This is a genomic window from Micromonospora sp. NPDC048898 (genome assembly GCF_043198035.1).
Taxonomy (GTDB): Bacteria; Actinomycetota; Actinomycetes; order Mycobacteriales; family Micromonosporaceae; genus Micromonospora.
Genome location: NZ_JBICUF010000019.1, coordinates 95,458 through 117,321 on the forward strand (window position 1 = coordinate 95,458; position 21,864 = coordinate 117,321).

Sequence of the window (21,864 nt, forward strand, 5' to 3'; positions counted from 1 at the left end):
CGCCCCCGCAGCGGCCAGGGCGTCACTCTCCGGAGCCCGCCGTGCGCATCCTGCTGCTCTCCACCGCCGACACCGACCTGCTGGCCGCCCGCGCCAGCGGCGCCGACTACCGGCTCGCCAACCCCGCCCGGGTCACCGCCGACGAGGTGCCCGCCCTGCTCGACGGAGTCGCCCTCGTCGTCGTACGCCTGCTCGGCGGTCGACAGGCGTGGCCGGACGGCCTCGCCACGGTGCTCGGCACCGGGGTACCGACGGTCGTGCTCGGCGGCGAGGCGCTGCCCGACGCGGAGCTGATGGCCATCTCCACAGTGCCGTCCGGGGTCGTCACCCAGGCGCTGTCGTACCTGGTCGAGGGCGGGCCGGACAACCTGGCGCAACTGGCCCGGTTCCTCTCCGACACGGTGCTGCTCACCGGCGAGGGGTTCGCCCCGCCCACACCCACCCCGGCGTACGGCGTGCACGGCGAACACCCGACCGACCCGGACCGGCCCACCGTGGGGATCGTCTTCTACCGGGCGCACGCCCTCGCCGGCAACACCGGATTCGTCGACGTACTCGCGGACGCGGTCCGCGAAGCCGGCGGCAATCCGCTGCCGATCTTCTGCGGCTCGCTGCGCGGGCTGACCACCGGCGCCGGCCCGCTCGGGCTGTTCGCCCGCTGCGACGCGCTGCTGGTCACCGTGCTCGCCGCCGGCGGTGCGGTCGCCGCGGACGCCTCCGGAGGCGGCGACGAGGACGCCTGGGACGTCGGCGCCCTGGCCGCCCTGGACGTGCCGGTCATCCAGGCGCTCTGCCTGACCAGCACCCGGGCGCAGTGGGAGGCCAGCGACGCCGGGCTGTCCCCGTTGGACGCGGCGATGCAGGTGGCCATCCCCGAGTTCGACGGTCGGATCGTCACCGTGCCGTTCTCGTTCAAGCAGATCGACGCCGACGGCCTGTCCGTCTACGCCGCCGACCCCGAGCGGGCCGCCCGGGTCGCCGGGATCGCGGTGCGCCACGCCCGGCTGCGCTACGTGCCCAACGCCGACAAGCGGATCGCCGTGGTGCTCAGCTCGTACCCCACCAAGCACTCCCGGGTCGGCAACGCCGTCGGGCTGGACACCCCGGTCTCGGCGGTCCGGCTGCTCGCGGCGCTGGTCGACGCCGGCTACCACCTGGGCGACGCGCCGGTGCCCGACGACGGTGACGCGCTGATCCACGCGCTGATCGCCGCCGGAGGCCACGACGTGGAGTGGCTCACCCCGGAGCAGTTGGCCGCCGCCGAGGCCCGGATACCGGGGTCGACGTACCGGCGGTGGTTCGACCAGATCCCGGCCGAGCTGCGCGAACGGATGCGGGAGCACTGGGGTGAGCCGCCCGGCGAGCTGTACACCGAGAGCGGGGACATCGTCCTCGCCGGGCTGCGCTTCGGCAACGTGGTGTTGCTGATCCAACCGCCGCGCGGCTTCGGGGAGAACCCGATCGCCATCTACCACGACCCGGACCTCCCGCCGAGTCACCACTACCTGGCCGCGTACCGCTGGTTGGCCGCTCCGAGCGCGGACGGCGGCTTCGGCGCGGACGCCGTGGTGCACCTGGGCAAGCACGGCACCCTGGAGTGGCTGCCCGGCAAGGGCCTCGGCCTGGCCGCCGACTGCGCGCCCGACGCGGTCCTCACCGACCTGCCGCTGGTCTACCCGTTCATCGTCAACGACCCCGGCGAGGGCACCCAGGCCAAGCGGCGGGCGCACGCCGTGGTGATCGACCACCTGGTGCCGCCGATGGCCCGCGCCGAGACCTACGGCGACCTGGCCAAACTGGAGCAACTGCTCGACGAGTACGCGACGGTGCAGGCGCTCGACCCGGCGAAGGTGCCCACCGTGCGGGCGCAGATCTGGGACCTCGTCCGCGCCGCCGAGCTGCACCACGACCTGCACGCCGAGGCGATGCCCGACGCGGACGACTTCGACGACTTCGTGCTGCACCTCGACGGGTACCTGTGCGAGGTCAAGGACGTGCAGATCCGCGACGGGCTGCACATCCTCGCCGACGCGCCCACCGGTGAGCCCCGGGTCAACCTGGTCCTCGCGGTGCTGCGCGCACCGCAGATCTGGGGCGGCGCCCGCGCCCTGCCCGGCCTGCGGCAGGCGCTCGCCGTTGCGTACTCCCTCGACGAGCAGGAACTGCTCGCGGCACCTGGCGAACGACTGGCGCTGCCCACCGCGCTGACCGACGTGGTGGACGGGCCGGCCGGCACCGCCGCCGACGCGATCGACCTGATCGAGGCCCTGGCCCGACGGTTGGTCCTCGGCATGGAGACCCTGGACTGGGCCGTGGACGGGGTCGACGCGGTGGTGGCCGAGGTGACCGGGCAGCCCATCCCGGACGTCGCGGCGGTGCTGCACTTCGCCGCCACCGAGCTGGTGCCCCGGCTCGGCCGGACCACCGACGAGCTGACCAACACCCTCGGCGCGCTCGACGGCCGGTTCGTGCCGCCCGGCCCGTCCGGCTCACCGACCCGGGGCCTGGTCAACGTGCTGCCCACCGGGCGCAACTTCTACTCCGTCGACCCGAAGGCCATCCCCAGCCGCAACGCCTGGGACGTCGGGGTGGCCCTCGCCGACTCGCTGCTGGCCCGGCACCTCGCCGACACCGGGGCGTACCCCCGCTCGGTGGGTTTGACCGTGTGGGGCACCAGCGCGATGCGCACCCAGGGCGACGACATCGCCGAGGTGCTGGCGCTGCTGGGCTGCCGGCCGGTGTGGGACGAGCGGTCCCGGCGGGTCACCGGCATCGAGGTGGTGCCGACCGCCGAGCTGGGCCGGCCCCGCGTCGACGTGACAGTGCGCATCTCCGGTTTCTTCCGCGACGCGTTCCCGCACGTGGTGGCGCTGCTCGACGACGCCGTGCGGCAGGTCGCGGCCCTGGACGAGCCGGAGGCGGAGAACTACCTGCGGGCGCACGTCGCCGCCGACCTCGCCGAGCACGGCGACGAGCGGCGGGCCACCGCCCGGATCTTCGGCTCCAAGCCCGGGGCGTACGGCGCCGGCCTGCTGCCGCTGATCGACGCCCGGACCTGGCGCAGCGACGCCGACCTGGCCGAGGTGTACGCGGTGTGGGGCGGCTACGCCTACGGCCGGGGCCTGGACGGGCGGGAGGCGCGCGCCGACATGGAGCGCTCGTTCGCCCGGATCGCGGTGGCGGTGAAGAACCAGGACACCCGCGAGCACGACATCGTCGACTCCGACGACTACTTCCAGTACCACGGCGGGATGGTGGCGATGGTCCGCCACCTCACCGGGACGTCACCGCAGGCGTACGTGGGTGACTCGGCGATGCCGCACGACGTGCGCACCCGCACGCTGGGCGAGGAGACCCGGCGGGTGTTCCGAGCCCGGGTGGTCAACCCGAAGTGGATCGCGGCGATGCGCCGGCACGGCTACAAGGGCGCGTTCGAGCTGGCGGCCACAGTGGACTACCTGTTCGGCTACGACGCCACCGCCGGCGTCGTCGACGACTGGATGTACGAGCACCTGGCCGCCGCGTACCTCTTCGACGACACCACCCGCGAGTTCCTGGAGCGGTCCAACCCGTGGGCGCTGCGCGGCATCACCGAGCGCCTGTTGGAGGCCGCCGACCGGGGGCTGTGGGCCAAACCCGAGCCGGCCACCCTGGACCGGCTGCGCGACACGTACCTGGCCAGTGAGGGCGATCTGGAGGACCGGGCATGAGCGTGACCACTTACCCGTTCAGTGCGGTGCTCGGCATGGCCGACATGCGGCTGGCGCTGCTGCTCAACGCGGTGTCCCCGGCGATCGGCGGGGTGCTGGTCCGGGGTGAGAAGGGCACCGCCAAGTCCACCGCCGTGCGCGCACTGGCCGCGCTGCTGCCCCCGGTCCGCCGGGTCGCCGGCTGCCGCTTCGGCTGTGACCCGGCCGAGCCGGACCCGGCCTGCCCGGACGGGCCGCATCCGGCCGACGCCGCCGCCGAGACGCGTCCCGCCCGGCTGGTGGAGCTGCCGGTCGGTGCCGCCGAGGACCGGGTGGTCGGTTCGCTGGATTTGGAGAAGGCCCTCGGCGAGGGGGTACGCGCCTTCGAGCCGGGCCTGCTCGCCGCCGCGCACCGGGGGGTGCTCTACGTCGACGAGGTCAACCTGCTGCACGACCACCTCGTGGACCTGCTGCTGGACGCGGCGGCGATGGGTCGCAGCCACGTCGAGCGGGAGGGCGTGTCGGTCAGTCATGCGGCCCGGTTCCTGCTGGTGGGCACCATGAACCCGGAGGAGGGGGAGCTGCGCCCGCAGTTGCTCGACCGGTTCGGGCTCACGGTGGAGGTGGGTGCCAGCCGGGACCCGCAGGTCCGGGTCGAGGTGGTCCGCCGCCGGCTCGCCGCCGACGCCGACCCGGCCGGGTTCGCCGCCCGCTGGGCCGACGCCGACGCGGAGATCGCCGCCCAGGTGGCCGCCGCCCGCCGCCGGCTTCCCGGGGTACGCCTCCCGGACGCCGCGTTGCGGCAGATCGCCGAGGTGTGCGCGGCGTTCGACGTGGACGGGATGCGCGCCGACATCGTCACGGCCCGTACCGCCCTGGCCCACGCCGCCTGGCACGGTCGGGACCGGGTCACCATCGACGACGTCCGGGTGGCCGCCCGGCTGGCCCTGCCGCACCGCCGCCGCCGCGACCCGTTCGACACCCCCGGGCTGGACGAGAAGCGCCTCGACGAGGCGTTGCAACGGGCCCAGGACGCCCACCCCGACGACCCGGACGACAACGGCCCCGAGGACCGCGGCCCAGACGGTGGCGGCCCGAACGGTGGCGGCCCGAACGGTGGCGGCCCGAACGGTGGCGGCCCGAACGGCGGGGGCCCGGCTGGTGGCGGCCCGCAGGGCGGCGACGGCAGTGATGATGGTGCCGGCCAGGGCGAACCCGGGCCGGCCGGGCACTCGCCGGCACCTGACGGCGTCGGCCCGGATGGGCCCGCGGACGGGCCGGACGGCGCCGACGGCTGGCCGCCGCGCTCGGCCGAGGACCGGGGCGCAGACGACTGGCCCCAGCGTTCGGCGGAGGACCGGGGCGCAGACGACTGGCCGCAGCGCGGGACGGACGAGCGGGGCGACGACGGCTGGCCGCAGCGCTCGGCGGACGACCGGGGCGGTGCGAACGCGCGCCCGCGCGGTGGCCGGGAGCCGGTGGCCGGTGACGACGATCCGATCCGGAGCGGCGGGAAGTCTCAGCCGGTGGCCGTACCCCGGGGTGGGCTGCGGGCGCGGGTGCTCACCGCGCCCGGCGTGGGTGACGGGGTGCCGGGCCGGCGTTCGCGAGCCCGCACCGGGCGGGGGCGTACCACCGGGGCGCGGGTGCCGACGGGCCGGGTCGGGGCGTTGCACCTGCCGGCGACGGTCCGTGCCGCCGCGCCGCACCAGGCCGCTCGGGGGCGGCTGACCGGCCCGCTGCGGTTGCGCCCGGACGACGTGCGCGAGGCGGTGCGCGAGGGCCGTGAGGGCAACCTGGTGCTGTTCGTGGTGGACGCCAGCGGCTCGATGGGTGCCCGGCAGCGGATGACCGCCGTGAAGGACGCGGTGCTCGCCCTGCTCACCGACGCCTACCAGCGGCGGGACAAGGTCGCGGTGATCGCCTTCCGCGGTGCCGGCGCGCGGACGCTGCTGCCGGCGACGTCGTCGGTGCTGGCCGCCTCGACCCGGCTGGCCGAGTTGCCCACCGGCGGGCGTACGCCGTTGGCCGAGGGCCTGCTCGCCGCCGCCGATCTGCTGCGGGTGGAGCGCCTGCGCGACCCGAAGCGCCGCCCGCTGGTCCTCATCGTCACCGACGGCAGAGCCACTGCGGGTCAGCGTCCGCTCGACCGGGCAGCGGCAGCCGCGAAGGTCCTGGCGGCGACGGCCGCCCCCTGCGTGGTCGTCGACTGCGAGGCCGGCCCGGTCCGCCTGAACCTGGCCAATCGCCTGGCAACCCAGCTGCAAGCCCCCCGCCACGAACTGAACGACGTGGCCCAGACCCGAGGAGATCTTGGAAGGAAATGGCCCCTGGAAGGGCGGATTCCTTCCAAGATCTCGACCGGCACCACCATCACGCCAGCCAGGGGAGATCGCTGATGCCGCAGGGACAGCCGAGTCACGTGCCTACTGACGGGTTGACCACCCGGCAGCGGCGGCACCGACCACTGCTGATCGTCCACACCGGACAGATGAAGGGCAAGTCGACCGCCGCCTTCGGGCTGGCGTTGCGGGCGTGGACGGCCGGCCTGCCGGTGGGCGTGTTCCAGTTCGTCAAGAGCGCCAAGTGGCGGGTGGGGGAGGAGAACGCCTTCCGCGCGCTCGGCGAGGTGCACGAACGCACCGGCCAGGGCGCACCGGTGGCCTGGCACAAGATGGGCGAGGGCTGGTCGTGGATCCAGCGCGGCGGCGAGGCCGACCACGCCGCCGACGCCCTGGAGGGCTGGCGGCAGATCCAGCGTGACCTGGCCGCCGAGCGGTACGGGCTGTACGTGCTCGACGAGTTCACCTACCCGATGAAGTGGGGCTGGGTGGACGTCGACGAGGTGGTGGCCACCCTGGCCGACCGGCCCGGCTTCCAACACGTGGTGATCACCGGCCGGGACGCCGACCCGCGCCTGGTCGCCGCCGCCGACCTGGTGGCCGAGCTGACCAAGGTCAAGCACCCGATGGACGCCGGCCAGAAGGGCCAGAAGGGCATCGAGTGGTGACCGCGACGCCCTGGGCACTGCCCCGGGTGGTGGTGGCCGCCCCGGCCAGCGGGCACGGCAAGACGACTGTCGCCACCGGGCTGCTCGCCGCCCTGCGTCGGCGTGGCCTCACGGTCAGCCCACACAAGGTCGGCCCCGACTACATCGACCCCGGCTACCACGCCCTCGCCGCCGGCCGGCCCGGCCGCAACCTGGACCCGTTCCTGGTCGGGGCCGACCGCATCGCCGCTCTGCTGCGGCACGGCGCGAGCGTTCCGACGCCCGCCGACATCGCCGTGGTGGAGGGCGTCATGGGCCTGCACGACGGGGCGGTGGGCCGCCGCGACTACGCCTCGACCGCGCACGTCGCCCGGCTGATCGAGGCACCCGTGCTGCTGGTGCTGGACACCACCGCACAGGGCCGCTCCGCCGCCGCGCTGACGCTCGGCATGGCCGCGTTCGACCCGGCGGTACGCATCGGCGGTGTGATCCTCAACCGGGTCGGTTCACCCCGGCACGAGACGCTGCTGCGCGACGCCCTCGCCGAGGTGGGCGTACCGGTGCTCGGTGCCGTCACCCGCGCCGCCGAGGTGGCCGCGCCGGCCCGACACCTCGGCCTCGTCCCGGTCGCCGAGCGGACACCCGAGTCCCTGGCGATCGTCGCCGCCCTCGCCGAGCTGGTCGAGGCCACCGTGGACCTCGACGCGGTGCTCGACCTGGCCCGCACCGCCCCGCCGCTGACCGGCCCGGCGTGGGACCCGGTCGCCGCCGTCGGCGGGCCGGCCGGCGTCGAGCGGCCACGGGTCACCCTCGCCGGTGGTCCGGCCTTCACCTTCTCGTACGCGGAGACCGCCGAACTGCTCACCGCCGCCGGCGCGGACGTGGTCACCGTGGACCCGCTGCGCGACCCCGCCCTGCCCGCCGGCACCCGGGCGGTGGTCATCGGCGGCGGGTTCCCCGAGGCGTACGCCCAGGCGCTGGCCGACAACACCGCGCTGCGCGCCGAGCTGGCCGACTTCGACGGGCCGATCGTGGCCGAGTGCGCCGGGTTGCTCTACCTCGGACAGTCCCTGGACGGCGTGCCGATGTGCGGCCGGCTGGACCTGACCGCCCGGATGACCGGCCGGCTCACCCTCGGCTACCGCGAGGCGGTGGCCGTCGCCGACTCCCCGGTGGCCGTCGCCGGCGGGCCGGTACGCGGCCACGAGTTCCACCGCACCACCACCGACCCGGGGCACGGCGACGCGCCGGCGTGGCGTTGGAACGACACCGAGCACGGCTTCGTCACCGGCCGGGTGCACGCCTCCTACCTGCACACCCACTGGGCCGGTCACCCCGACGCGGCCCGCCGCCTGGTCGAGGCGTGCCGATGAGCGCCGACGACCGTGCCGCCGGCGGATCGGCCGACGCCAGGCTGACCGGGGCCGGCGGATCGGCCGACGCCACGCTGACCGGGATCGGTGTCGGCCCCGGTGACCCGGAACTGCTCACCGTCAGGGCGGTGCGGTTGCTGCGCGAGGCCGACCTGGTCTTCGTACCCGTGATGGCGGACCGGGTCGCGCCCACCGCGACCGCCGCGCCGACGCCGGCGGGTGCGGACGCCGGGCGGGCCGAGGCGACGGTACGGACACACGTCGCGGCGGACCGGCTGCGCCGGCTGCCGTTCGCCCTGGACGACCGGGGTGGGGTGACCGCCCGCCGGGCGGCGGCCTGGGACGACGCGGCCCGGGCGGTGGTCGACGCGATCGACGCGGGCGCACGGTCACTGGCGTTCGCCACCATCGGCGACCCGAACGTCTACTCCACCTTCGGCTACCTGGCGCAGAGCGTGCGCGCGCTGCGCCCGGCGGTGCGGGTGGCGACGGTGCCCGGCATCACCGCCATGCAGGAGTTGGCCGCGCGCAGCGGCACCCCGCTCTGTGAGGGACGCGAGCCGTTGACCCTGCTGCCGGCCACCGCCGGTCTGGCGCTGTTCGCCGACGCCCTCGCCGGGCCGGGCACCGTGGTCGCCTACAAGGGCTGGCGGCGGCATCCGGAGCTGCTGGCCGAGCTGCGCCGGCAGGGCCGCCTCGCCGACGCCGTGCTCGGGCGCAACCTGGGGTTGCCCGGCGAACGGATCGGCCCGGTCGACGACACCGCGCACGACCTGCCGTACCTGTCGACGCTGCTGGTCCCGGCCCGCCGCGAGCACCGAGGAGGAAAACTGTGACAAGCGACGGCAAGGTGTGGTTTGTCGGCGCCGGCCCCGGTGCGGCGGACCTGCTGACCCTGCGGGCCGCCCGGGTGATCGCCGACGCGGACATCGTGATCTGGGCGGCCAGCCTGGTGCACGCCGACGTGCTCGGTCACGCCCGCGCGGGCGCGGAGATCGTCGACTCGTCGCAGCTGCCCATCGAGGGTGTGCTGCCGCTCTATCAGCGCGCCGCCGAACAGGGGCTGACCGTGGCGCGGATCCACTCCGGCGACCCGGCGCTGTGGGGCGCCGTGCAGGAGCAGCTGGACCTGTGCCGGGCGCTCGGCCTGGCCGTCGAGATCGTGCCCGGGGTCTCCTCGTTCACCGCCGTCGCGGCGATCGTCGGGCGGGAGCTGACCGTGCCCGAGGTGGCCCAGTCGGTGATCCTCACCCGCCTCGAAGGCGGCAAGACCCCGATGCCGCCCGGTGAGCGGGTCCGCGACTTCGCCCGGCACGGCACCACCATGGCGCTGTTCCTCTCCGCCGCCCGTTCCGGGCAGGTGCAGGCCGAGTTGCTGGCCGGCGGCTACCCGCAGGACACCCCGGCCGTGGTGGCGTACCAGGCGACCTGGCCGGACGAACTGGTGGTGCGCTGCACGGTCGGCACCCTGGAGGCGACGGTCAAGCAGCACAAGCTGTGGAAACACACGCTCTTCCTGGTCGGGCCGGCACTGGCCGCCGAGGGCACCCGCTCGCACCTGTACCACCCCGGGCACTTCCACACCTTCCGCCGGGCCGAGCCGGCCGCCCGCGCCGAGCTGCGCCGCCAGTCCGGCACCCGCGCCGGAGGAACAGGCACACCGTGACGTACGCCGAGCCGCCGCTGCGCGAGCCGGACCTGCCGCGTACCGCGAAGGTCCGGCCCACCGCGCTGCGCACCGGCTGGACCACCGGCGCCTGTGCGACGGCGGCGGCCAAGGCGGCGGTCACCGCCCTGGTCACCGGGGAGATCCAGCCGGACGTGGAGATCGGTCTGCCCGCCGGTCGGCGGGTGCGCTTCGGAGTGGAACGCTGCGAGCTGACCGGCGACCCGCCGGTGCGGGCCGAGGCGGTGGTGGTCAAGGACGCCGGCGACGACCCGGACGTCACCCACGGGGCCGAGCTGACCGCGACAGTGGACTGGACCGACGTTCCCGGCCTGCGGCTCGCCGGTGGCGCGGGCGTCGGCACGGTCACCAAACCCGGCCTCGGGCTCGCGGTCGGCGGCCCGGCGATCAACGACACCCCCCGCCGGATGATCGGCGAGGCGGTGGCCGAGGTGGTCGACCTCACCGAGGTCGGCGTACGGGTGGTGATCAGCGTGCCCCGGGGCGAGATCATGGCCCGCAAGACCACCAACCGCCGACTGGGCATCCTCGGCGGCATCTCGATCCTCGGCACCACCGGCATCGTCCGCCCGTTCTCCACCGCCTCCTGGCGGGCCAGCGTCGTGCAGGCCGTGCACGTGATGGCCGCCCAGGGTGAGCCGACGGTGGTGCTGTGCACCGGTGGGCGTACCGAGCGGGCCGCCCGCGCGCTGCTGCCCGACCTGCCCGAGGTGTGCTTCGTCGAGGTCGGCGACTTCACCGGGGCCGCGGTGACCGCCGCGGTGGAGGACGGCATGACCGGTGTGGTCTTCGTCGGCATGGCCGGCAAGCTGGCCAAACTCGCCGCCGGCATCCTGATGACCCACTACACGCGCTCGAAGGTGGACCTGTCCCTGCTCGGCGCGGTGACCGCCGAGGCCGGTGGCGACCCGGCGCTCGTCGCCGCCGTGACCGAGGCGAACACCGGGCGGCACGCGTACGAGCTGTGGGAGGCCGCCGGGCTGCTCGGCCCGGCCGGCGACCTGCTCTGCCAACGGGTCCGCCAGGTGCTGCGACGCTTCGCCGGACCGACGGTCACCGTGGACGTGGCGATGGTCGACTTCGCCGGAGCGCACGTGGTCGCCTCGTCGGGGCGGTGGCCCCGATGAGCCGGACGTCCCCGGATCCCCTGGCGAACCCGGCGGCACCGGACGCGCTGGCGAACCCGGCAGCACCGGCCACGCTGGTGGCCACGGCCGGCCCGGAGGCGCTGGTGTCCGCGACCGGCCCGGAGGCGCTGGTGTCCGCGACCGGCCCGGAGGCGCTGGTGACAGTGGTCGGGCTGGACGCGGCCGGGGCGCCGCCGCACCCCGCCCTCGCACCCGCGCTGGCCGAGGCTGGGCTGGTCGTCGGGGCGGCCCGGCACCTGGCCGCCGTTCCCGTGCCGGCCGGCGCGGGCACCGTCGCCCTCGGGCCGCTCGCCCCCGCCCTGCACCGGCTGACCGAGGTCGTCGCCGCCGGGGTGCCGGCCGTGGTGCTCGCCAGCGGGGACCCGGGCCTGTTCGGCATCGTCCGCCGGCTGCGCGCGGCCGGGCTGCCGCTGCGGGTGGTGCCCGCGGTGTCCAGTGTGGCCGCCGCGTTCGCCCGCGCCGGGCTGCCCTGGGACGGTGCCGCCGTCGTCACCGCGCACGGGCGCGACCCGCGACCGGCCCTGAACGCCTGCCGGGCGCTGCCGCTGGTGGCGGTGCTCACCGCACCCGGTGCCGGTGCCGCCGAGCTGGGTGCGGGCCTGATCGGCTGGCCCCGCCGCCTGCTCGTCGCCGAGCACCTGGGCACCGCCGCCGAACGGATCCGCCCGGTGACCCCCGAGCAGGCCGCCACCGAGACCTGGTCCGACCCACACGTCCTGCTCAGCCTCGCCGACTCGGATCGGGTCGCGCCCGGTGGGATGCGCGCCGACAACCAGCCGGCCGCCGCGCCGGCCGGTGGGTGGGCGCTGCCGGAGAGCCGGTACGCCCACCGCGACTCCATGATCACCAAGTCGGAGGTGCGCGCCCTGGTCGTCGCCCGGCTGCGCCCCCGACTGGGTCGGCTGGTGTGGGACGTCGGCGCGGGCAGCGGTTCGGTCGGCATCGAGTGCGCCCTGCTCGGCGCTGCCGTACTCGCCGTCGAACAGGACCCCGGAGCCGGCGCGACCATCCGGGCCAACGCGACGGCGCACGCGGTGGACGTCCGGCTCGTCACCGGGCGGGCACCGCAGGCGCTGGCCGGCCTGCCCGAACCGGACGCGGTCTTCGTCGGCGGCGGAGGTGTCGACGTGCTCGCCGCCGTGGTGACCCGCCAACCCGAGCGGGTGGTGCTCACCCTGGCCGCCCTGGACCGGGTCGCACCGGCCGTTGGCCTGCTGCGCGCCGCCGGCTACACGGTGCAGGGCTGTCAGCTCTCCGCCGCCCGCCTCGCCGACCTGCCCGGCGGGTCGATCCGCCTCGCGGCCACCAACCCGGTGGTCGTCCTCACCGGGGAGCGCCCGTGACCGACCAGAACCCGCCCCCTCGCATCGGTCTGGTGGCGGCCACGGCCGCCGGCCGACGGCACGCCCACACCGTCGCCGCCGCCTGGCCGCACGCCCGCCTGGTCGAGGGGGAGAGCGTCGCCGACGCGCTGCGGACCGCCTGGGTGGACAGTGACGCGGTGGTCGCGTTCCTGGCCACCGGCGCGGTGGTGCGGATCCTCGCGCCGCTGCTCGCCGACAAGCACGGCGACCCGGCCGTGGTGGTCGTCGACGAGGCCGCCCGGCACGCCGTGGCGCTGCTCGGCGGGCACGCCGGCGGCGGCAACGACCTCGCCGAGCGGGTCGCCGCGCTGCTGGACGCCCGACCGGTGATCACCACCGCCACCGACGCGGTCGGCCTACCGGGGCTGGACACCCTCGGCTGGCCGGTGCAGGGCGCGGTCGCCGCGGTGTCCCGGGCCATCCTGGACGGCGAGCCGGTCCGACTGGTCGCCGACGCCCACTGGCCGTTGCCCGCCCTGCCCCCGAACGTCCGGCCCCAACCCGCCGCCGCACACTCCCGGGTCGCCGCCGACAGCGGGGCCGCCGACAACGCCGTCGGCGACAACGCCGTCGGCGACAACGGGATCGCCCCCGTCGACGGGGCCGCCGCCGACAACGAGGCCGGTGGTGTCGACTCCGGTTACCGACTGTTGGTCACCGACCGGGTGGTGCCGCTCGACGGGCGGACCGCCGTGCTCCGGCCGCCGTCACTTGTCGCCGGCGTGGGCGCGAGCCGGGGCGTACCGGCCGCCGAGGTGGCGGAGCTGCTGCACCGGGTGCTGGCCGAGGCCGGCCTCAGCGCCGCGAGCCTGCGCTGCCTGGCCAGCGCCGACGTGAAGGCCGACGAGGCGGGCATCCGCAGTACCGCCGACGCGCTCGGCGTACCCCTGGTGACCTGGCCGGCGACGCGGCTGGCGGAGGTCGACGTGCCGCACCCCAGCGAGGTGGTCCGCGCGGCGGTCGGCACGCCGAGCGTGGCCGAGGCCGCGGCCCTGCTCGGTCCGGACGGCCGCCCGGACGACGCCACGTTGCTGGTGGGCAAGACCGCGACGGCGATGGCCACCGTGGCGGTGGCCCGGCACGCGCCACGCGGCCGGCTGGCCGTCGTCGGGCTCGGACCGGGCGCCGCCGACCTGCGCACCCCCCGCGCGGTGGCCGAGCTGCGTCGCGCCGCCGTGGTGGTCGGCCTGGACCAGTACCTCGACCAGGTCCGCGACGTGCTCCGGCCGGGCACGCGGGTGCTGTCCAGCGGGCTCGGCGCGGAGGAGACACGGGCCCGCGCCGCCGTCGCCGAGGCCGTCGCCGGCCGCGCGGTCGCGCTGATCGGCTCCGGCGACGCCGGGGTGTACGCGATGGCCAGCCCCGCCCTGGAGTACGCCGACGAACGCATCGACGTCGTCGGCGTGCCCGGGGTGACCGCCGCACTGGCCGCCGGGGCGCTGCTCGGTGCCCCCCTCGGCCACGACCACGCCTATGTCAGCCTGTCCGACCTGCACACCCCGTGGGAGGTCATCGAGCGACGGGTGACCGCGGCGGCCGAGGGTGACTTCGTGACGCTGTTCTACAACCCGCGCAGCCGGGCCCGGGACTGGCAACTCGGCAAGGCGCTCGGCATCCTCGCCGGCCACCGCCCACCGGACACCCCGGTCGGTGTGGTGCGCAACGCCAGCCGCCCCGGCGAGCGGCTGCACCTGGCGACCCTGGCCACCCTCGACCCGGCCGTGGTCGACATGTACAGCGTCGTGGTGGTCGGCAACAGCGACACGAGGGTGGTCGCCGGTCGGATGGTCACGCCCCGGGGGTACCGATGGCGATCGTGACGATCGACGCCTGCCAGGGCTGTGGCGCCTGCCTGCTCACCTGCCCCACGCACGCGATCCGACCGGTCGCCGGCGGCCTGACGGTCCGCGCCGACAGGTGCACCGGCTGCCTGGAGTGCCTGGAGATCTGCCCGGTCGACGCGATCCGCGTGCTCGACCCCGACCCTCGTGAAGGAGCCCCGATGAGCCGGATGGTGCACCCGATCGAGGTCGAGTCGTACCGCATCCTGCGGGAGCGGGTCGACCTGTCGCACCTGCCGCCGCTGAGCCGGGCGGTGACCGAACGGGTGGTGCACGCCAGCGCCGACCTCGCGTACGTCGACGAGTTGGTCTGCGACGAGGCGGCGCTGGAGTCGGGGCTGGCGGCGTTGCGCGCCGGGGCACCGGTGGTCACCGACGTGGCGATGGTCGCCGCCGGCATCACCCGGGCGGGCCTGGAGTTGGTCTGCCCGGTCGGCGAGCCGGCCGCCGCCGAGTTGGGCCGCGCGGCCGGGATCACCCGCTCGGCGGCGGCCGTGCGGATCGCCCTCGACCGGGTCGGGCCGGGCGCGGTCTGGGTGGTCGGCTGCGCACCCACCGCACTTGTCGAACTACTCACCCTGGACGCCGCTCCGGCGCTCGTCGTCGGCCTGCCGGTCGGCTTCGTCGGAGCCGCCGAGTCGAAGGCGGCGCTGCGGGCCAGCGGTCTGCCCGCCGTGTCCAACGTGGGGGAGAAGGGCGGGTCGGCGGTCGCCGCCGCCGCCCTCAACGCCCTGCTCTACACCGAGGAGAAGTCATGACCGGGTTGGTCATCGTCGGGCACGGTACGCGCAGCGCGGCCGGGGTCGACCAGTTCGCCGCGCTTGTCGGGCGGGTCCGTCGTCGCGGTGACGTCGGCGACGTCGAGGGCGGCTTCATCGAGTTGTCCCGCCCGCCGCTGACCGACGCGGTCGGCGCACTCGTCGCGCGCGGGCACCGGGCGCTCGTGGCGTTGCCGCTGGTGCTCACCGCCGCCGGGCACGGCAAGGGTGACATCCCCGCCGCGATGGCCCGCGAGCAGGAGCGTCACCCCGGGCTGACCTACCGCTACGGCCGTGCACTCGGCCCACACCCCCTGCTGCACGACGCCCTCGAACAGCGCATCGACGCGGCGCTGGCGGGTGCCGACCGGGCCGGCACGGCGCTGGAGGGTGCCGACCGGGCCGGCACGTGGGTCGCGTTGATCGGTCGGGGGTCCACCGACCCGGATGCCAACGCCGAGGTGGCGAAGGTCGCCCGGCTGCTCTGGGAGGGGCGCGGCTACGCGGGTGTGGAGCCCGGCTTCGTCTCCCTCGCGTCTCCGTCGGTGCCGGCGGTGCTGGAGCGGCTGCGCCGCCTCGGCGCGCGGCGGATCGTCGTCGCCCCGTACTTCCTGTTCGCCGGGGTGCTGCCCGACCGGATCGTCGCCCAGTCGGCGGAGTTCGCCGCCGCCCACCCCGACCTCGACGTGCGGGTGGCCGAGGTGATCGGCGACTGCGACGCCCTCGCCGACCTGGTGCGGGAACGCCACACCGAGGCGCTGGCCGGGGACATCCGGATGAACTGCGACACCTGCGCGTACCGGGTGTTGATGCCCGGCTTCGCCGACAAGGTGGGCCGCCCGCAACGCCCGCACGACCACCCCGACGACCCGGTCGGCCACCACCACCACGGGCACGACCACCACCACGGGCACGACCACGGTTCGGTCGCGGTGGTCGGCGGCGGGCCGGGACCCGACGACCTGATCACGGTACGCGGAAGGGCGCTGCTCGACGCGGCGGACGTCGTGGTGGCCGACCGGCTGGCCCCCACGGGGTTGCTCACCGGGCTGCGCCCCGACGTGCTGGTCATCGACGCCGCGAAGGTGCCCCGTGGCCCGTCGATGGCCCAGGAGGCGATCAACGCGGCCCTGGTCTCGCACGCCCGCGCCGGTCGCCGGGTGGTCCGGCTCAAGGGCGGCGACCCGTACGTCTTCGGACGTGGCCACGAGGAGGTGCAGGCCTGCGCGGCGGCCGGTGTGCCGGTGACGGTGGTCCCCGGGGTGAGCAGCGCCATCGCCGCGCCGGCCCTCGCGGGCGTGCCGGTGACGCACCGGGGCGTGGCGCACGACGTCACGGTCGTGTCCGGACACCTGCCGCCCGGGCACCCCGACTCGCTCGTCGACTGGGCGGCGCTGGCCCGCGCCCGAGGCACCGTCGTGCTGCTGATGGCCGTCGACACCATCGCCAAGATCGCGTCAGTGCTGATCGAGCACGGCCGGGCCCCGGAGACCCCGGTGCTCGCCGTGCAGGACGCCGGGCAGCCCGACCAGCGGTCGCTGCCCGCCCGGTTGGACGAGATCGGCGCCCTCGCCGCCCGGGAGGAGATCCGTCCGCCCGCCGTCTTCGTCGTCGGCCCGGTGGTCGCGCTGACGACCACCGGGCCCACGGTCTGACGACTACTCGCTGCGGGCGGTCTCCGGGCCGGTGATCCGTTCCAGCAGCGGCAGGGTCGAGGCGATGACACCGAGGCAGGCTGCCAACCCGACGACGACGATCACGTAGAAGCGTGGCTCCGGCGCGATCAGCGTGTAACCCATCTGTGCCCGCAGGAACAGGTGGGCGGCGAGGAGTCCCATCCCGATGGCGACGGCGGCGACGGCGAGCATCGGTACGGCGCTCTCCAACGCCACCACCCGACGCAGGACCCGCACCGGTGCGCCGCTGAGACGCAGCAGGCTGAACGGGCGTCGGCGTTCGGTGAGCCCGCCGATGACGCTGACCGCGAGGCTGCACCCGCCGAGCGCGAGGCTGGCGATGATGACGACGTTGGCCAGTTGTTCCCAGCCGCGCAGCGTGTTGGCGAACTCCGACTCGAAGTCACCGGGCACGTTCGGCGCCACCCGGAAGGCCGGCAGGGCGGTCTCGAGCGCGGTGCGCGAGCGCTCGATGGTGGCGGCGGAACCGTCAGTGTCGACGACGATCGACATCACCGGCAGCTGTTGGAGTTCGCCGAGTGGAACCGATGCGGCGGGCCAGACCCTGCTGGACGACGCCGACTCCCGGAAGGGGATGAGACCCGTCGCTACCTCGGCGACGGTGGCGCCTTCGGCGCACCGGCCGTACGCGCTCGGGATCTCGGCGCACGCGATCAGGCCGGGCTCGCTGGCGCTCATCCGGTCCGGGTTCTCGCGCACCGCGAACGCGGACCGCACGCCGGTGATCGAGCGTAGGTCGGTGAAGAGCGAGTCAGGCGTCGCCGGTGCATCCTCGGGAAGGTAGAGCGACACCTGTCCCGCCTCGGTCGAGCCGACCGGTGCCGGGCCGCGGTTGGCGACGATCGTGGTGATCACGCCGACGGCCACGCTCGTCACGAAGAGCGCGAGCATGATGCCGCTGATCGCCCGGAAGCCGGCCTTCGGGTTGTCGGCGAGGCGTCGCGCGGCGATGAGGGTGGCGGGGCGGTTGGCGAACCGGGCCATCACCCGGGCGCCGACCATCGTCAGCCACGGGCCGGCGAGGATCAGGCCGGCCATGATGAGCAGCAGGCTGGGAAGGAACACCGCGGCCTGGCCATCGGATGTCGGGGGCCGGAACCCGATGGCGAAGAACAGCACGGCGACACCGAGCAGGATCGGGATCAGCCGGTACGCCCGCGGGGCGCGGGGAGTGACCCGGCGCGTCACGCCCAGCGGCGAGATCCGTACCCGGCGCAGCGAGACCTGGGCAGCCACCGCCGCGCCGGCCGGAACGCCGAGCGCCACCAGCAGGGCGTCCAGCACGCCCAGCGACATGTCGCTGGGGAAGAACGGCATGCCCGTGAACGGGATGGCCGCCATCGGGCCGCGGAAGGCGTAGAACAGGCCGAAGCCGACGGCGGTGCCGACGACGGCCGCGGTGGTCGCCTCCACCGCCGCGACCACCGAGATCTGCTTCGGGGTGGCGCCGACCAGGCGCATCGCGGCGAAGCGCTGCTCCCGGCGGGCCGCGTTGAGCCGGGTGGCGGTGCCGACGAAGATCAGCAACGGGAACAGCAGCCCGCCTGCGATCACGCTCAGGATGAGGTTCACAGTCGTCTCGGGCAGCGCGGGAGTGTCGCCGACGGTGGTGAGCTGCCTGGCGAGGGGCAATGTGGCCACCTCGTCGGGGGTGCCGCCCCGGATGACGAGCAGGGTGTCCGGTGAGGTCAATCCGGCCGGGCCGACGGTGCCGATGTCGCGCCCCGGGTAACGGTCAGCCAGTTGGTCGGTGGGGTGGGCGGCCAGCAGCTTCCGCAACGCGGGCGAGGCGTAGTACTCCCCGGCCCCCGGCGTGCTCGGGACGCCGGTCGGGGTGGGGGCGTCCGGGCCGGTCGCGGCGACGTCGATCCGAATGATCTGCTTGCCGTGGAAGTAGTCCTCGCGCGTCGACCACCACAGGGGATCGGCGTCGCCGCCGGTCGAGGCGTAGGGATAGACCGACGCGTACCGGGTGAGCTGGGCGTTGACCGCGTTGACCCCGGCGAGGGTGGTCAGCAGCAGCCCACTGCCGATCGCGACGGCGGCAGCGATGACGAGCAGGCGGGTCAGCGCCTCCCGACCGCCGGCCACAGCGAGGCGGAGCCCGAAGCGGATCATGAGGCGATCCGGTCCGGCGCGTTCACGCGCCCGTCGCGGACCATGACCTCACGGTCGGCGTACGCGGCGATCCGGGGTTCGTGGGTCACCAGGATGACAGTGGTGCCCTGCTCGCGGGCGGCGCCGACCAGCAGGTCCATCACCTGCTCGCCGGTGAGTGAGTCGAGCGCGCCGGTCGGCTCGTCGGCGAAGAGCACCTGCGGCTCGGCGACCAGGCCCCGGGCCAGGGCGACGCGTTGCGCCTGCCCGCCGGACAGCTCGCCGGAGCGGCGCTGCTCCAGGCCGTCCAGGCCGAGCCGCGCGAACCAGGCTCTCGCCCTCGGCAGCGCCTGCTTGCGGTGTACGCCGCTGAGCAGCAGCGGCAGGGCGACGTTCTCCACCGCGGTCAGCTCGGGGACGAGCTGGCCGAACTGGAACACGAAGCCGAAGCGGTCGCGGCGCAGGCTGCTGCGCTGGGTCTCGGCCATGGTGTCGATCCGGGCTCCGTCGAGGAGGATCTCGCCGGAGTCGGGCACCAGGATGCCGGCCAGGCAGTGCAGCAGGGTGGACTTGCCCGAGCCGCTGGGGCCCATGACGGCGAGGATCTCGCCCGCCTCCACGGCGACGCTGGCGCCGCGAAGGGCGGGCGTCTGGCCGAAGGAGAACGCCACGTCCCGTGCTTCGATCACGACGCTCATGGCCGCACCTCTTTCCGCAGGGCGTCCAGCCGGGCGCCGGTCATCTCGATCCACCGGAGGTCCGCCTCCAGGTGGTAGAGACCGTGGTCGGCGAGCAGCGCGTCGACCAGGCTGCCGGCGCGCTTGATCTCGGTGAGCTCACGCATCCGGTGCAGGTGTGCGCTGCGCTGGGTGTCGAGGTATTCGGCGGCGGGCCGGTCCAGCATCAGCGCGAGCACGACCTTGGCGAAGAGCACCGTCTGCAGGTGCGGCTCGGGGTCGACCGGCTGGGTCAGCCACTGCTCGACCTCTGTCGCGCCGACGTCGGTGATGATGTAGCGCTTGCGGTCGGGGCCGGAGCCGGGAGCGACGTCGCTGATCACCACCTTGCCGTCGCGGGCCAGGCGGCTGAGGGTGGAGTAGACCTGGCCGAACGGCAGTGGCTTGCCGCGGCCGAAGAAGGCGTCGTAGTCACGCTTCAGGTCGTAGCCGTGGCTGGGCTCTCGTTCGAGGAGGCCGAGAAGGGTCAGGGGCACGCTCATGGGAGGAGACTACACCGAGGGTATACCTCGCGTATATACCCTCGGTGTGGTCTGGGTTTGCCCTGGTCCAGGCGTTGGTGGGAGGGAGGCGGGTGCGCGGCGGCTGGCGTGCGGTCAGCCGGTCAGGGCGCGGGCCACGGCGTAGCCGGCGGTGGCCGCGGCGAGCCCGGCTGCCACGCTGCCGAGCACGTTGGCCAGCGCGAGGAATCGACGACCGCCCCGCGCCAGCCGCAGCGTCTCGTAGCTGAGGGTGGAGTAGGTGGTCAGCGCCCCACAGAACCCGGTGCCGAGCAGCGCGGTGACCGCCGGGCCGGTCGGCCACCCGACGAGTACGCCGAGCAGCAGCGAGCCGACCACGTTGACGGTGAGCGTGCCCCACGGAAACGCCGAGTCGTGCCGGGACTGTACGGCCCGGTCGGTGAGGTAGCGCAACGGTGCGCCGACGGCCGCCCCCAGGGCGATGAGCAGGGCGGTCATCGGGCCACCCGCCGCCGCAGCAGTGCCGCGGTCACGGCGTCGCCCAGCCCGACCGCGACAAGTGCCCCGAGCAGCGTGCCGGCCAGGTACGCCAGCGCGGTGCCCGGTGCGCCCGCGACAAGTGCCTGCTGGACGTCCACCGCGTAGGTGGAGAACGTGGTGAACCCGCCGAGCACCCCGACGCCGAGGAACGGGCGGGCCAGCGGATGCCCACCGCCGAGGTGGGTGAGGATCGCCATCAGCACACCGATCAGCAGGCAGCCGGACAGGTTGATGGCGAACGTGGCCCACGGGAAGCCCGTCGCCGCATGGGGGGCGGCATGTTGCAGGGCGGCTCGGGCCAGCGCACCGACCACCCCGCCGGCCGCGATGCTGGCGAGGATCGTGACGGGGCGAGTGGTCAGCTCGCCCCGATCGGCGCCGACACGGAGGTCGACGTCGGGATCGGTGCGTTGGTCCGGCGGCTCTGGCACGGGTCCTCAGCGTAGTGCCGCGACGGCGGCGGTCAGCGCACCACGGCGACTGCGGTAGTCAGCGTCACGGCGGCGGTCAGCGTCACGACCGCGACGGCGGCGGTCAGCGCACTGCCGCGAGGGCGGCGGTCAGCGCACTGCCGCGAGGGCGGCGGTCAGCGCACTGCCGCGAGGGCGGCGGTCAGCGCACTGCCGCGACGGCGGCGTCCGGGCCGCCGCGCCACACCGTGCCGACCTCGCTGAAGCCGGCCGCGGTGAGCGCGGCCAGGTGCCACGAGACCGGCGGGTTCCACTCCGGGCTGTGCCCGGTCGGGTAGATGGCCTGCCGCTGGGCGACGAGCGGGGCGAGCGCCGGATCGGCGGCGGCCCGCTCCCACCAGTCCGACCAGGACGGCACCGAGCCGGCGGCGTACCGGGCGTTGCGCCGGTCCCGGGCCCGGTCCAGCAGCCGCTTGGTCAGCTCCGGCAGGCTGTCGTCGGGCATGTGGTCGGCGTTGACGAAGACGCCGCCCGGGCGCAGCACGTCGCGCAGTTCGGCGTAGAGCTGCCCGAGCCGGTCGGCCGGCAGCCAGTGCAGGGCGGTGGCGGTGAGCACGGCGTCGTACTCCTGGTGGGGGAGCGCGGAGCGCCACTCGGGGGTGCCGAGGTCGGCCGTGACGATGGTGGCCCGGTCGGCCAGCGAGGCGCCGGCGATGGTGAGCAGCGCCGGGTCGAGGTCCACGAGTGTCACCTCCGCGTCGGGGAAGCGCGCCAGCGTCCGCAGCGAGATGGTGCCGGTGCCGCCGGCCAGGTCGAGCACGCGCGGCGGCCGACCGTCGAGCACCGCGTCGACGGTGTCCAGCATGGTGGCGAACCGGTGTTCCCGGTCCGGCAGGTAGGCCTCCTGCTGACGGTCCCAGCTCTCCTGCCAGGCCCACGGTTCCGAAATGTAAGGACTCATAGCGAGCAGGCTAGTTACGGGCCGAGCGCGTTGTCCAGACCTTGTTGCACATCTTTTGCAATTGCCGGATGATGGCAGGGCGATGATCAGAGCGACGCCGGGTCGGGCATCC

17 protein-coding genes and 1 pseudogene are annotated in these 21,864 nt (G+C 75.0%); 12 read left to right on the forward strand and 6 right to left on the reverse strand.

Annotation, left to right across the window (positions count from 1 at the left end; translation table 11 throughout):
• The first annotated feature begins 41 nt into the window (after positions 1–41).
• The 12 genes and pseudogenes from cobN (at position 42) to cobA (ending at position 16,504) form a co-directional block, all read left to right on the forward strand.
• Positions 42–3,710, forward strand: a complete 3,669-nt coding sequence (cobN, locus tag ACGFIQ_RS32080) for a cobaltochelatase subunit CobN (protein ID WP_393249373.1) — start codon at positions 42–44, stop codon at positions 3,708–3,710.
• Positions 3,707–6,088, forward strand: coding sequence for a VWA domain-containing protein (locus ACGFIQ_RS32085; protein WP_393249375.1), 2,382 nt, complete (start codon positions 3,707–3,709; stop codon positions 6,086–6,088). The genes cobN and ACGFIQ_RS32085 overlap by 4 nt, the downstream gene beginning before the upstream one ends.
• The gene (gene cobO, locus ACGFIQ_RS32090; RefSeq protein ID WP_393249377.1) at positions 6,088–6,699 is read left to right on the forward strand and encodes a cob(I)yrinic acid a,c-diamide adenosyltransferase; all 612 of its coding nucleotides are present in this window, start codon (positions 6,088–6,090) and stop codon (positions 6,697–6,699) included. The genes ACGFIQ_RS32085 and cobO overlap by 1 nt, the downstream gene beginning before the upstream one ends.
• Positions 6,696–8,051 carry a cobyrinate a,c-diamide synthase gene (locus tag ACGFIQ_RS32095; protein ID WP_393249379.1) on the forward strand — a complete coding sequence of 452 codons (1,356 nt, stop codon included), beginning with the start codon at positions 6,696–6,698 and terminating at the stop codon, positions 8,049–8,051. Before cobO ends, ACGFIQ_RS32095 begins: the two co-directional genes overlap by 4 nt.
• Positions 8,048–8,887: a precorrin-2 C(20)-methyltransferase gene (cobI, locus tag ACGFIQ_RS32100; protein ID WP_393249381.1), complete on the forward strand. Its 840-nt coding sequence runs from the start codon at positions 8,048–8,050 to the stop codon at positions 8,885–8,887. The genes ACGFIQ_RS32095 and cobI overlap by 4 nt, the downstream gene beginning before the upstream one ends.
• Positions 8,884–9,717, forward strand: a complete 834-nt coding sequence (gene cobM, locus ACGFIQ_RS32105; protein ID WP_393249383.1) for a precorrin-4 C(11)-methyltransferase — start codon at positions 8,884–8,886, stop codon at positions 9,715–9,717. Before cobI ends, cobM begins: the two co-directional genes overlap by 4 nt.
• On the forward strand, positions 9,714–10,865 hold the full coding sequence (locus ACGFIQ_RS32110; RefSeq protein WP_393249385.1) for a cobalt-precorrin-5B (C(1))-methyltransferase: 1,152 nt from the start codon (positions 9,714–9,716) through the stop codon (positions 10,863–10,865). Before cobM ends, ACGFIQ_RS32110 begins: the two co-directional genes overlap by 4 nt.
• Positions 10,862–12,229: a precorrin-6y C5,15-methyltransferase (decarboxylating) subunit CbiE gene (gene cbiE / locus ACGFIQ_RS32115; protein WP_393249387.1), complete on the forward strand. Its 1,368-nt coding sequence runs from the start codon at positions 10,862–10,864 to the stop codon at positions 12,227–12,229. The genes ACGFIQ_RS32110 and cbiE overlap by 4 nt, the downstream gene beginning before the upstream one ends.
• On the forward strand, positions 12,226–14,070 hold the full coding sequence (gene cobJ, locus ACGFIQ_RS32120; protein WP_393249389.1) for a precorrin-3B C(17)-methyltransferase: 1,845 nt from the start codon (positions 12,226–12,228) through the stop codon (positions 14,068–14,070). Before cbiE ends, cobJ begins: the two co-directional genes overlap by 4 nt.
• Positions 14,058–14,258 (forward strand): annotated as a pseudogene (locus tag ACGFIQ_RS32125) (DUF362 domain-containing protein); the annotation flags it as partial. The gene cobJ and the pseudogene ACGFIQ_RS32125, both read left to right, overlap by 13 nt.
• The gene (locus tag ACGFIQ_RS32130) at positions 14,253–14,849 is read left to right on the forward strand and encodes a precorrin-8X methylmutase (RefSeq protein WP_393249429.1); all 597 of its coding nucleotides are present in this window, start codon (positions 14,253–14,255) and stop codon (positions 14,847–14,849) included. The pseudogene ACGFIQ_RS32125 and the gene ACGFIQ_RS32130, both read left to right, overlap by 6 nt.
• On the forward strand, positions 14,846–16,504 hold the full coding sequence (gene cobA / locus ACGFIQ_RS32135) for a uroporphyrinogen-III C-methyltransferase (protein WP_393249391.1): 1,659 nt from the start codon (positions 14,846–14,848) through the stop codon (positions 16,502–16,504). The genes ACGFIQ_RS32130 and cobA overlap by 4 nt, the downstream gene beginning before the upstream one ends.
• 3 nt (positions 16,505–16,507) lie before the next feature.
• On the opposite strand, the gene ACGFIQ_RS32140 is transcribed toward cobA, so the two are convergent.
• The 6 genes from ACGFIQ_RS32140 to ACGFIQ_RS32165 all read right to left on the reverse strand — a co-directional run bounded on the left by ACGFIQ_RS32140 (position 16,508) and on the right by ACGFIQ_RS32165 (position 21,752).
• Positions 16,508–18,664, reverse strand: a complete 2,157-nt coding sequence (locus ACGFIQ_RS32140) for an FtsX-like permease family protein (RefSeq protein WP_393249393.1) — start codon at positions 18,662–18,664, stop codon at positions 16,508–16,510.
• Complete coding sequence (locus ACGFIQ_RS32145; protein WP_393249395.1) at positions 18,661–19,341, reverse strand: ABC transporter ATP-binding protein; 681 nt, start codon at positions 19,339–19,341, stop codon at positions 18,661–18,663. The genes ACGFIQ_RS32140 and ACGFIQ_RS32145 overlap by 4 nt, the downstream gene beginning before the upstream one ends.
• The gene (locus tag ACGFIQ_RS32150) at positions 19,338–19,862 is read right to left on the reverse strand and encodes a PadR family transcriptional regulator (protein ID WP_091398392.1); all 525 of its coding nucleotides are present in this window, start codon (positions 19,860–19,862) and stop codon (positions 19,338–19,340) included. Before ACGFIQ_RS32150 ends, ACGFIQ_RS32145 begins: the two co-directional genes overlap by 4 nt.
• A gap of 114 nt (positions 19,863–19,976) precedes the next feature.
• A complete protein-coding gene (crcB, locus tag ACGFIQ_RS32155; RefSeq protein WP_393249397.1) occupies positions 19,977–20,339 on the reverse strand; it encodes a fluoride efflux transporter CrcB in 363 nt (120 codons plus the stop codon).
• Positions 20,336–20,812: a fluoride efflux transporter FluC gene (locus ACGFIQ_RS32160; protein WP_393249399.1), complete on the reverse strand. Its 477-nt coding sequence runs from the start codon at positions 20,810–20,812 to the stop codon at positions 20,336–20,338. Before ACGFIQ_RS32160 ends, crcB begins: the two co-directional genes overlap by 4 nt.
• 181 nt (positions 20,813–20,993) lie before the next feature.
• Complete coding sequence (locus ACGFIQ_RS32165; RefSeq protein WP_393249401.1) at positions 20,994–21,752, reverse strand: class I SAM-dependent methyltransferase; 759 nt, start codon at positions 21,750–21,752, stop codon at positions 20,994–20,996.
• Between the last annotated feature and the right edge of the window lie 112 nt (positions 21,753–21,864).

Bases quoted from the DNA above. Each gene is read 5' to 3' on its own strand.
- crcB (WP_393249397.1), bottom strand. From the start codon at position 20,339: ATGACCGCCCTGCTCATCGCCCTGGGGGCGGCCGTCGGCGCACCGTTG.
- cobO (WP_393249377.1), top strand. From the start codon at position 6,088: ATGCCGCAGGGACAGCCGAGTCACGTGCCTACTGACGGGTTGACCACC.
- ACGFIQ_RS32140 (WP_393249393.1), bottom strand. From the start codon at position 18,664: ATGATCCGCTTCGGGCTCCGCCTCGCTGTGGCCGGCGGTCGGGAGGCG.
- ACGFIQ_RS32130 (WP_393249429.1), top strand. From the start codon at position 14,253: ATGAGCCGGATGGTGCACCCGATCGAGGTCGAGTCGTACCGCATCCTG.
- ACGFIQ_RS32165 (WP_393249401.1), bottom strand. From the start codon at position 21,752: ATGAGTCCTTACATTTCGGAACCGTGGGCCTGGCAGGAGAGCTGGGAC.
- ACGFIQ_RS32150 (WP_091398392.1), bottom strand. From the start codon at position 19,862: ATGAGCGTGCCCCTGACCCTTCTCGGCCTCCTCGAACGAGAGCCCAGC.
- cobA (WP_393249391.1), top strand. From the start codon at position 14,846: ATGACCGGGTTGGTCATCGTCGGGCACGGTACGCGCAGCGCGGCCGGG.
- cobI (WP_393249381.1), top strand. From the start codon at position 8,048: ATGAGCGCCGACGACCGTGCCGCCGGCGGATCGGCCGACGCCAGGCTG.
- cbiE (WP_393249387.1), top strand. From the start codon at position 10,862: ATGAGCCGGACGTCCCCGGATCCCCTGGCGAACCCGGCGGCACCGGAC.
- ACGFIQ_RS32145 (WP_393249395.1), bottom strand. From the start codon at position 19,341: ATGAGCGTCGTGATCGAAGCACGGGACGTGGCGTTCTCCTTCGGCCAG.
- ACGFIQ_RS32085 (WP_393249375.1), top strand. From the start codon at position 3,707: ATGAGCGTGACCACTTACCCGTTCAGTGCGGTGCTCGGCATGGCCGAC.